We start from the raw sequence: 11,056 nt of genomic DNA, 5'->3' as shown, positions 1-11,056 counted from the left end.
CGTGGTTGCGCAGGAAGATGCCCCACTGGCAGCCGGACGGGATCGCGGGGGTCTTGGCCAGGATCTCCGAGACCGGGTAGCGGGATTCCCGCCGTACGGCCATGAAGATGCGCGGCATCACCGGGAAGTGGAACGCCATGTGGCACTCGTCGCCGCCGGTGCGGAAGTCACCGAAGTAGTCGACGACGTCCTCGGGCCACTGGTTGGCCTCCGCCAGCAGCACCTTGTCGGGGTACTGGGCGTCGATCTCCTTGCGCACCCGCCTCAGGAACGCGTGGGTCGCGGGCAGGTTCTCGCAGTTGGTGCCCTCCTGCTGGTACAGGTACGGCACCGCGTCCAGCCGGAACCCGTCGATGCCGAGATCCAGCCAGAACTTCAGCGCGGAGATCATCTCCTCCTGCACGGCCGGGTTCTCGTAGTTCAGGTCCGGCTGGTGCGAGAAGAAGCGGTGCCAGTAGTACTGCTTGCGTACCGGGTCGTACGTCCAGTTGGAGGCCTCGGTGTCGACGAAGATGATCCGGGCGTCCTGGAACTGCTTGTCGTCGTCGGCCCAGACGTAGTAGTCCCCGTACGGACCGTCCGGATCCCGCCTCGACTCCTGGAACCACGGGTGCTGGTCGCTGGTGTGGTTCATGACGAAGTCGATGATGACCCGCATGCCGCGCTGGTGGGCGGAGTCCACGAACTCCACGAAGTCGGCCAGGTCACCGAACTCCGGCAGGACGGCGGTGTAGTCGGAGACGTCGTAACCGCCGTCCCTGAGCGGCGACTTGAAGAACGGCGGCAGCCACAGGCAGTCCACGCCGAGCCACTGCAGATAGTCGAGCTTGGCGGTCAGGCCCTTCAGGTCGCCGACGCCGTCGCCGTTGCTGTCCTGGAAGGAGCGGACGAGCACCTCGTAGAAGACGGCGCGCTTGAACCACTCGGGGTCCCGGTCCTTGGCGGGAGTGTCCTCGAAGGTGTCCGGAACGGGCTCATTGACGATCATATTGTGGGTGACCCTCCGATCTGCGGGGTGGACGGTCGCAGGACGGTGAAGACATGCGCGGGCCTATGACCCGGTTCGAGGCGCACATAGTTGGCCCTGCCCCAGTAGTAGGTCTCGCCGGTCAGCTCATCGCGCACCGGCACGGACTCGTGCCATTCCAGGCCGAGTTGCGGCATGTCCAACGAGACCGTGGCCTCCTGGGTGCTGTGCGGGTCCAGGTTGGCCACCACCAGAACCGTGTTCGACCCGCTCCGCTTCGAGTAGGCGATCACCGCCTCCTTGTCGGCGTGGTGGAAGTGCAGATCGCGCAGCTGACGGAGGGCGGGACTGCGGCGCCGGATGTCGTTGAGCCGGGTGATGAGCGGCGCGATGGTCCGCCCCTCCCGCTCGGCGGCCGCCCAGTCACGCGGCCGGAGCTGGTACTTCTCCGAGTTCAGGTACTCCTCACCGCCCTCCCGCAGCGGGGTGTTCTCACACAGCTCGTAGCCGCTGTAGATGCCCCAGGCGGGGGAGAGGGTGGCGGCGAGCACGGCACGCACCTCGAACGCGGGACGTCCGCCGTGCTGGAGGTAGGCGTGCAGGATGTCCGGGGTGTTGGCGAAGAAGTTGGGCCGCATGTAGGCCGCCGCCTCGCCCGACAGCTCGGTCAGGTACTCGGTCAGCTCCTGCTTGCTGTTGCGCCAGGTGAAGTACGTGTACGACTGCTGGAAGCCGATCTGGGCGAGGGTGTGCATCATCGCGGGCCGGGTGAACGCCTCGGCCAGGAAGATCACGTCCGGGTCCCTGCGGTTGACCTCGCCGATCACCCGCTCCCAGAACACGACCGGCTTGGTGTGCGGGTTGTCCACCCGGAAGATCCGCACGCCGTGCCCCATCCAGTGCCGCAGGATCCGGACGGTCTCCGCGACCAGGCCGTCCATGTCGGCGTCGAAGGCGATGGGGTAGATGTCCTGGTACTTCTTGGGCGGGTTCTCGGCGTAGGCGATGGACCCGTCCGGGCGATGGCGGAACCACTCGGGGTGCTTGTGCACCCAAGGGTGGTCGGGGGAGCACTGCAGGGCGAAGTCCAGGGCTACCTCCAGCCCCAGCCTCCCGGCTTCCGCGACGAAGAAGTCGAAGTCCTCGATCGTGCCCAGATCCGGGTGGACGGCGTCGTGGCCGCCCTCCGGGGAACCGATGGCCCAGGGCACGCCGACATCGTCCGGGCCGGCGGTGAGCGTGTTGTTCGGGCCCTTGCGGAACGTCGTGCCGATGGGGTGGACGGGCGGCAGGTAGACGACGTCGAAGCCCATCCCCGCGATCGCCTCCAGCCGGCGGGCGGCCGTACGGAACGTGCCGTGCGGCCGCTCGGCCGTCCCCTCCGAGCGGGGGAAGAACTCGTACCACGAGCCGTACAGAGCACGCTCGCGCTCCACCAGCAGCGGCATCGGATCGGACGCGGTGACCAGCTCCCGCAGCGGATGCCGGGACAACAGCGCCTCCACCTCCGGGTCCAGCGCCGCCGCGAGCCGCCAGGCGGCCGGCCGGTCCTCGTCCCGCAGCGCCGCCAGTGCCTCCAGCACGGGCCGCCGTTCGGCCTTCGGAACCCCGGCGGCTGCCCGCTCGTACAGCTCCGCGCCCTCCGCCAGCACCAGATCGGTGTCGATACCGGCCGGGATCTTGATCCGCGCCGTGTGCCGCCAGGTGCCGAGCGGGTCCGACCAGGCCTCCACCGTGAAGGTCCAGTGGCCCGGCTCGCCCGCGGTGACGGTGGCGCCCCAGCGGTCGGTCCCCGGGGCGAGTTCCCGCATCGGCGTCCAGGGCCCGGCGCGGCCCGCCGGGTCCCGGAGCACCACGTTCGCCGCGACGGCGTCGTGGCCCTCCCGGAACACGGTGGCCGACACCTCGAAGGACTCCCCGGTCACGGCCTTGGCGGGCCGGCGGCCGCACTGGACGACGGGGCGTACGTCCAGCACGGGGATGCGGCCGAGGGTGGCGGCCGCGCCGGGGGGCGTCGCATCGGCCCTCCCCGCCGCCGTGGTCGTCGGCGGTGTGGTCTTCTTCTTCCCTGCTGCCTTGGTCCTGCTGCTTGTCGGGGGTGCTGACGATGGGTGCTTGGCGGGCATGACCGCTCCTGTCCGCTTCAACGTGGGTGTGGGCGGATGGATATGGGGAGGTGGGTCCTGCGGAGGTGCTGTGGTGCACATGTGGGGCGTGTACCGGAGGAGCCTTACCCACCCGGTTCGGGTGGGCAATCCGGCACTTTGTTAACTACTCACGCGTATGTCTACGCACAAGACCGGTCTCTGCTCTTCGGGTGCCCCACGACCGCTTCTTGACGCCCCGACACCCCGACGGTACGTCCCCACCGACCGCGCGGTAACCACTACCGTCGAAGACGACGACGAGACGTACGACGCCGTACGTCTCACCCCGCAACGCGTCCCGAGGTGGAATGTGAAGGCGATCCGTCGGTTCACCGTCCGTCCCGTTCTCCCCGACCCCCTCCGGCCGCTGAGCGACCTGGCGCGCAACCTGCGCTGGTCCTGGCATGCGGAAACGCGCGACCTCTTCCAGTCCGTCGACCCCGAGGCCTGGGCCTCGGCCGGCGGCGACCCGGTACGGCTGCTGGGCAGTGTGCGGCCGGACCGCCTGGCCGAACTCGCCGCCGACCGGCGGTTCCTGCGCCGCCTCACCGCCGCCGCCGACGACCTGGACGACTATCTGACCGGCGACCGCTGGTACCAGACCCAGTCGGACGGCCTGCCCGCCGCCGTCGCCTACTTCTCCCCGGAGTTCGGCATCACCGCCGCGCTCCCGCAGTACTCCGGCGGCCTGGGCATCCTCGCGGGGGACCACCTCAAGGCGGCCAGCGACCTCGGCGTACCCCTGATCGGCGTCGGGCTCCTCTACCGGCACGGGTACTTCCGGCAGACCCTCTCCCGGGACGGCTGGCAGCAGGAGCACTACCCGGTGCTCGACCCCCACGAACTGCCGCTCACCCAGCTGAAGGAGCCCGACGGCACCCCGGCGCAGGTCTCCCTCGCCCTGCCCGGCGGCACGGCGCTGCGCGCCCGGATCTGGCTGGCGCAGGTGGGCAGGGTGCCCCTGCTGCTCCTGGACTCGGACGTGGAGGAGAACGACTTCGGCGAACGCGGGGTGACCGACCGGCTCTACGGCGGCGGCAGCGAGCACCGGCTCCTCCAGGAGATGCTGCTCGGCATAGGGGGTGTCCGGGCGGTACGGACGTACTGCCGCCTCACCGGCCACCCGGAGCCGGAGGTCTTCCACACCAACGAGGGCCACGCGGGCTTCCTGGGCCTGGAGCGGATCGCCGAACTCTGCGCGGAGGGACTGGACTTCGACTCGGCCCTGGAGGCGGTGCGCGGCGGCACGGTGTTCACCACCCACACCCCCGTCCCGGCCGGTATCGACCGCTTCGACCGGGAACTGGTCGGCCGGCACTTCGGCCCGGACGCCGAACTCCCCGGCATCGACGTGCAGCGGATCCTGGCGCTGGGCTCGGAGACGTACCCCGGCGGCGAGCCCGGCCTCTTCAACATGGCGGTGATGGGCCTCCGCCTCGCCCAGCGCGCGAACGGCGTCTCGCTCCTGCACGGCCAGGTCAGCCGGGAGATGTTCGCGGGCCTGTGGCCGGGATTCGACCCCGAGGAGGTACCCATCACCTCCGTGACCAACGGGGTGCACGCGCCGACCTGGGTGGCCCCGGAGGTCCTGCGCCTCGGCGCCCGCCAGATCGGCTCGGAGCGGACCGAGGACGCGCTGACCGTCGGCGGCTCCGAGCGCTGGGACTCGGTCGCGGAGATCGACGAGCAGGAGATCTGGGAACTGCGCCGCACCCTGCGCGAACAGCTGGTGCAGGAGGTGCGGGAGCGGCTGCGCGTGTCCTGGCGGCAACGGGGCGCCGGCGACGCCGAGTTGGGATGGATCGACGGGGTCCTGGACCCGGACGTCCTGACGATCGGCTTCGCGCGCAGGGTCCCCTCCTACAAGCGCCTGACCCTGATGCTGCGGGACCGGGACCGCCTGACGGACCTGCTCCTGCACCCGGACCACCCGATCCAGATCGTGGTGGCGGGCAAGGCGCACCCGGCGGACGACGGCGGCAAGCGGCTGGTGCAGGAACTGGTCCGCTTCGCCGACGACCCCCGGGTCCGCCACCGCATCGTCTTCCTCCCCGACTACGGCATGGCGATGGCGCAGAAGCTCTACCCCGGCTGCGACGTCTGGCTGAACAACCCCCTGCGCCCCCTGGAGGCCTGCGGCACCTCCGGCATGAAGGCGGCCCTGAACGGCTGCCTCAACCTCTCCGTCCTCGACGGCTGGTGGGACGAATGGTTCCAGCCCGACTTCGGCTGGGCCGTCCCGACGGCGGACGGGGCGTGCACGGACGCCGACCGCCGGGACGACATCGAGGCGGCGGCGCTCTACGACCTCCTGGAACAGCGGGTCGCCCCCCGCTTCTACGAACGCGGTCGCGCCGGCCTCCCCGACCGCTGGATCGAGATGGTCCGCCAGACGCTGAGCCTGCTGGGCCCGAAGGTCCTGGCCGGCCGCATGGTCCGCGAGTACGTCGACCGCCTCTACGCCCCCGCCGCCCAGGCCCACCGCGCCCTGACCCCGGACACCGCCCGGGACCTGGCCGAGTGGAAGTCCCGGGTGCGGTCGGCCTGGCCCGGGGTGAGCGTGGACCACGTGGAGACGACGGCGACCACGGCGACGGCGGAACTGGGCGCGACCGTGGGGCTGAGGGTCCGCGTCGACCTCGGTGATCTGGGGCCGGACGACGTGGAGGTCCAGGCGGTGTCGGGCCGGGTGGACGCGGAGGACCGCATCACGGACGCGACGGCGGTCCCCCTGAAGCCGACGGGCACCCCCGACCTGGAGGGCCGCCTCCTCTACGAGGGCCCCTTGTCCCTGGACCGCACCGGCCCCTACGGCTACACGGTCCGCATCCTCCCCGCACACCGCCTGCTGGCATCGGGCGCGGAGCTGGGGCTGGTGGCGGTGCCTTCGGAGGAGGTGGTGGAGGGGGCGGGGGTTCTGCTCAGGTGAACTACCGTGCGCCGAACGAGGCGATCGCGAGCGATTCCTGGACACTGAGCAGTCGGCATTCGCCGGTTTCGCTGTGCACCGAGACCTGGCAAGGCCCGTAGCAGAGAGCAGGACGACCGAAATCCGACGTCATGCCTCCGACACCCCGGCGCACAGCCTCTTCAGTACCGCCCCGCACCTGCGCGCGTACGCGTGCTGCAACCCCCGCGTGGCCGGACCGCCCGCCCGCGCGTACCACTTGGCGCCCTTGCTGAACGCCGCCACAGTCAGCCAGACGGTGCCGTCGCCGGTGCGGTCTATGACGAAGGCCTCCTCGCCGCACTCGGGGTGGCCTTCGAGGGTGCCGTAGGCCCAGCCGGCGCGGCGGGGTTGTTCGGTGGTCCAGATGATGCGGCAGGGGGCCTTGACGAGGCCGGCCAGGGTGACGGTGACGTCGACGTCGGGGGCCGCGCGGTCGGCGGTGGCGTCGATGCCGACGCCCAGTTCGCGGTGCATCTCCCAGGTCATGACCGCCTCGGCGGCGCGCTGGAACACCGGCCGGCCCTCGCCGAGGCGGGTGCGGACGAGCAGGGGGTGGAAGCCGGGCGGGCAGTACGACAGGTCGTCGCGGGTTGCGCCTACCGGCTCGTAGGTGAAGGGCGCCGAGGACATGGGTCACAAGAGTAGGGCGGCACCCGGGAGAGCCCTCTCCCGGGTGCCGCCCCTCACGAGCCGGGCAGCACTAGCTGACGTTGACCGCCGACCAGGCCGCCGCGACGGCCTGGTACTCGGTGCTGGTGGAGCCGTACAGGGCGGACGCCGCGTTCAGGGTCGCCGTGCGGGCGGCCTTGTAGTTGGTCGTCGAGGTCATGTACGTGGTCAGCGCCTTGTACCAGATCTGCAGCGCCTTGGCCCGGCCGATGCCGGTGACCGTGGCGCCGTTGTACGTCGGGGAGTTGTACGAGACACCGTTGATCGTCTTCGAACCGCTGCCCTCCGAGAGGAGGTAGAAGAAGTGGTTCGCGACGCCGGACGAGTAGTGGACGTCCAGGTTGCCGACGGAGGAGGACCAGTAGTCCGCCGAGCCGCCGTCCTTGCTGGGCTTGTCCATGTAGCGCAGCGGGGTGCCGTCGCCGTTGATGTCGATCTTCTCGCCGATGAGGTAGTCACCGGGGTCGGACGCGTTGTTCGCGAAGAACTCCACGCCGGTGCCGAAGATGTCGGACGTGGCCTCGTTCAGGCCGCCGGACTCACCGGAGTAGTTGAGGCCCGCGGTGTTCGAGGTGACGCCGTGGCTCATCTCGTGGCCGGCGACGTCCAGCGAGGTCAGCGGGTCGGCGTTGCCGGAGCCGTCGCCGTAGGTCATGCAGAAGCAGCTGTCGTCCCAGAACGCGTTCACGTAGGCGTTGCCGTAGTGCACGCGGGAGTAGGCGCCGACACCGTTGTTCTTGATGCCGCTGCGGCCGAACGTGCTCTTGTAGAAGTCCCACGTCTCGGCCGCGCCGTAGGCGGCGTCGGCGGCCGCCGTCTGGTCGGAGGAGGACGTGGAGGCGGTGCCGGTGCCGAAGACGTTGGTCGAGCTGGCCACCAGGGTGCCCGTGCCGGACGTCTTGCGGGCCAGGTTGTAGGTCTTGTGGTTGCCCCGCGCGCTGTCGGTGAGCTGGTACGTCGAGCCCGACTGCACGGAGTTGAGGGTGACCGTGCCGGAGTACAGCGTCTTGCCGGTCGCGTTCTCGATGCCCTGGTACTCGTAGAGCTTCTTGCCGGTGGCCGCGTCGGTGATGACGTGCAGCTGGTTCGGGGTGCCGTCGTCCTGGAGGCCGCCGACGACCGTCTCGTAGGCGAGGACGGGCTTGCCGGAGCCGGCCCAGATGACCTTGCGGGCGCCGTCCGCGGTGGTCTTGGCCGAGCCCAGCGTCCTGGCGGCGGACACCGCCTGCTTCTCGGCCTTGGCCGCGGTGATCTGCGGCTTGAGCGAGGAGACCTTGATGGCCGACTTGGCGGCCTTGGTGACGCCCTGCGTCTTGCCGGACTTCGCGGTGTGGACGATCAGGTCGCCGCCGAGCACCGGCAGGCCGGCGTAGGTGCGCTCGTAGCGGGTGTGGAGCGTGCCGTCGACGTCCTTGACGACGTCCTTGACGACGAGCTTCTCCTTGGCGCCGAGGCCTATCGCGTGCGCGGTGTCGGCCGCGTCGGCCTGGGCGTGCTGGATCAGGGTGGTGCGCGCTGCCGCGGACAGCTGGGTCGGGGCCGCTGCGAGGGGCTTGGCCGTCGGCTGGGCGGAGGCGCTGGTGGTCACACCGGTGGCGAGCAGGGCTCCGGCCGCGACGGCGGTGGCGATGGCCAGAGTCGTGCGCTTGTGACGCGCGTAGAGGGGGCTCACAGAAGCTCCTTCTGGTGGGGAGTCCGGCCAGCGTGGGGTTACTGGCCGACTGTGTGGGGTGGTGAAGTTCTGCGGCGGGTGGAGAGAGAGTGACATCCAGGGCGCGTACATGTCAGGACCCTGAAGTGATGTTGGCTGAAAGTCGACTGGTTGGTGAATGTTTCAGCGGGATGAACGGACGCCGTCCGAGGGCGCTCCACCCTCGGACGGCGCCGTGATTCCAGGCTTTTGGCGTGCCGGTTTACGGGAAGGTCAGCTTCCAGCCGTTGATCGTTCCGGTGTCGTAGGTGGCTTGATCCTGTACCCGCAGCTTCCATGTCCCATTGGCCGGTTCGGCCGAGGCGTTGACCGTGTAGGTCTCGTTCACGTCGTCCGCCGAGTCCGAGGAGCTGAAGTTCTTCAGCCGGTAGGCGGTGCCCGAGGGGCCGACGAGGTCGATCACCAGGTCACCCCGCCAGGTGTGGGTGATGTCGACGCTCACCTGGAGGTTGCTCGGCGCGTTCCCGGTGCGGCCGGAGACGGTGATGGCGGACGTGACGGCGGGGCCGTTGTCCGGCACCGCCACCGGCGTGGTGCTCTCGTACGACGTACCGCCGCCGCCCCCGCCGCCGGAGCGCGAGCCGACCCCGACGCCCGCCCAGGCGTCCTGCACCGCCTTGTACTCGGCGCTGGAGGTGCCGTACAGCTCGCCGGCCGCCGCCAGGGTGCCGGTGCGGGCGCCCGCGTAGTTGGTGGTGGACGTCCACTTGGTGGTCAGCGCCCGGTACCAGATCTGCAGCGCCTTGTCCCGGCCGATGCCGGTGACCGGAAGTCCGTCCGCCGTCGGCGAGTCGTAGCTGACGCCGCCCACGACCTTGGCGCCGCTGCCCTCGCTCAGCAGGTAGAAGAAGTGGTTCGCGGGGCCGGACGAGTAGTGCACGTCCACGCCGCCGATGCCCGAGTACCAGTTGTCCTTGGACGCGCCGTCCTTGCTGGGCTTGTCCATGTAGCGCAGCGGGGTGCCGTCGCCGTTGATGTCGATCTTCTCGCCGACCAGGTAGTCACCGGGGTCCTTGGCGTTGTTCGCGTAGAACTCCACGCCGGCGGCCATGATGTCGCTGGTGGCCTCGTTCAGGCCGCCGGACTCACCGCTGTAGTTGAGGTTCGCGGTGGACGAGGTGACGCCGTGGCTCATCTCGTGGCCGGCGACGTCGATCGAGGTGAGCGGCTTGACGTTGCCGGTGCCGTCGCCGTAGGTCATGCAGAAGCAGCTGTCGTCCCAGAACGCGTTCACGTACGCGTTGCCGTAGTGCACGCGGGAGTAGGCGCCGACACCGTTGTTCTTGATGCCGCTGCGGCCGAAGACGGACTTGTAGAAGTCCCAGGTGAGCGCGGCGCCGTAGTGGGCGTCGGCGCCCGCGGTGGCCGCGTTCGAGGTGGTCCCGTTGCCCCAGGTGTCGCTGGTCTGCGAGAACAGGGTGCCGGTGCCGGAGGTGCCCTTGTTCAGGTTGTACGTCTTGTGGCCGCCGCGCGCCCCGTCGGTGAGCGTGTAGTTCGAGCCCGACTGGGTCGTGGTCAGCGTGACCTGCCCGCTGTACTGGGTGTTGCCGATGCCGTTCTTGACGCCCTGGTACTCGTAGAGCTTCTTGCCGGTGGCCGCGTCGGTGACGACGTGCAGCTGGTTCGGGGTGCCGTCGTCCTGGAGCCCGCCGACCACCGTCTCGTACGCCAGCACGGGCTTGCCGGTGGCCGCCCAGATCACCTTGCGGACGCTGTCCGCGGCCGGCCGGGTGCCGCCGAGGGCCTTCGCGCGCTGCACGGCCTGCTTCTCGGCGGCGGCCTTCGGCACGGCCGGGGTGAGGCCGGTGACCTTCAGCGTGGCGTTCGTGGCCCGGACCACGTCCATCGTCTTGCCCGACTTCGCGGTGGTCACGACCAGGTCGCCGCCGAGCACGGGCAGCCCCGCGTACGTCCGCTCGTACCGCGTGTGCAGGGTGCCGTCGCCGTCCTTGACGACGTCCTTGACGACGAGCTTCTCCTTCGCGCCGAGGCCGATCTGCCGGGCCGCGGCGGCCTTGCCGGCGTCGGCGTCACGGATCAGTTCGGCGCGCTGCGAGGGGGTGAGCCGGACCGCGGAGTGGGCCGGGTCGGCCTTGCCCGCCTGCGGCTTCGCCGGTGCGGCGCCGGCCGTGCCGGACTGGACGGCGACCGCGATCAGGGCGGCGACACCGGTGAGGGCGACGGCGGCGGTGCGGCGGTGCGTGGTGCGGCGGTGCGGGGTGTGGGAGGTGCGTCCGCGAGAGAGATCGGTTCTCAACACTGACTCCTTCTGCATGACCGCGTGTCGCGCGGCCAGGGGAGACCGGACGGTGGGTTGGGACGTCCGGGCAGAACAGGGCGTTACGCGAAAACCACGTGCGGGTGCGGAGCCGGCTCATGCAGACGCGCAGTAACTGTGGGGTTGCTGTGAGTCGGCCAGGGAAGAGTGGCAGGAGATCTCCCTGTCTGTCAGGACCGCGTCACAAAGTTGGCCAGAAATGGTCCGTTGACCGGATGTTCATGTTCGGTATGCGGACGCTTTACGGAGGAGGCGGAGGGGTCGGGCGAGGTCACCCCGGTCCGCTCCACGAGCCCGTCCGCGCGGGCCTTGGGCCAAAACTCGGTGGGCGTTG

The 11,056-nt window shown here is 70.1% G+C and carries 6 protein-coding genes; 1 reads left to right on the top strand and 5 read right to left on the bottom strand.

Annotated features, from left to right (window positions below; all coding sequences use genetic code 11):
• Both IEZ20_RS34395 and IEZ20_RS34390 read right to left on the bottom strand, forming a co-directional pair.
• A partial coding sequence (locus tag IEZ20_RS34395; protein ID WP_268253094.1) for an alpha-amylase family glycosyl hydrolase occupies positions 1-988 on the bottom strand: 988 nt, incomplete at its 3' end.
• A complete protein-coding gene (locus IEZ20_RS34390; RefSeq protein ID WP_189306039.1) occupies positions 985-3,093 on the bottom strand; it encodes an alpha-1,4-glucan--maltose-1-phosphate maltosyltransferase in 2,109 nt (702 codons plus the stop codon). The genes IEZ20_RS34395 and IEZ20_RS34390, both read right to left, overlap by 4 nt.
• 331 nt (positions 3,094-3,424) lie before the next feature.
• Between IEZ20_RS34390 and IEZ20_RS34385 the strand changes: the two genes are divergently transcribed.
• On the top strand, positions 3,425-6,043 hold the full coding sequence (locus IEZ20_RS34385) for a glycosyltransferase family 1 protein (protein ID WP_189306037.1): 2,619 nt from the start codon (positions 3,425-3,427) through the stop codon (positions 6,041-6,043).
• A 129-nt stretch (positions 6,044-6,172) separates the two neighbouring features.
• On the opposite strand, the gene IEZ20_RS34380 is transcribed toward IEZ20_RS34385, so the two are convergent.
• The 3 genes from IEZ20_RS34380 to IEZ20_RS34370 all read right to left on the bottom strand — a co-directional run bounded on the left by IEZ20_RS34380 (position 6,173) and on the right by IEZ20_RS34370 (position 10,719).
• On the bottom strand, positions 6,173-6,694 hold the full coding sequence (locus tag IEZ20_RS34380) for a DUF1990 domain-containing protein (protein ID WP_189306034.1): 522 nt from the start codon (positions 6,692-6,694) through the stop codon (positions 6,173-6,175).
• Between the two features lie 70 nt (positions 6,695-6,764).
• Complete coding sequence (locus IEZ20_RS34375; RefSeq protein ID WP_189306032.1) at positions 6,765-8,405, bottom strand: M4 family metallopeptidase; 1,641 nt, start codon at positions 8,403-8,405, stop codon at positions 6,765-6,767.
• A 241-nt stretch (positions 8,406-8,646) separates the two neighbouring features.
• Complete coding sequence (locus IEZ20_RS34370; RefSeq protein WP_373304027.1) at positions 8,647-10,719, bottom strand: M4 family metallopeptidase; 2,073 nt, start codon at positions 10,717-10,719, stop codon at positions 8,647-8,649.
• Positions 10,720-11,056: the final 337 nt, after the last annotated feature.

It is taken from the genome of Streptomyces cinerochromogenes, assembly GCF_014648635.1.
In the GTDB taxonomy this organism is placed as follows: domain Bacteria; phylum Actinomycetota; class Actinomycetes; order Streptomycetales; family Streptomycetaceae; genus Streptomyces; species Streptomyces cinerochromogenes.
Note: the sequence above shows the minus strand (reverse complement) of the source record. Positions and strands in the feature narration are given on the sequence as shown.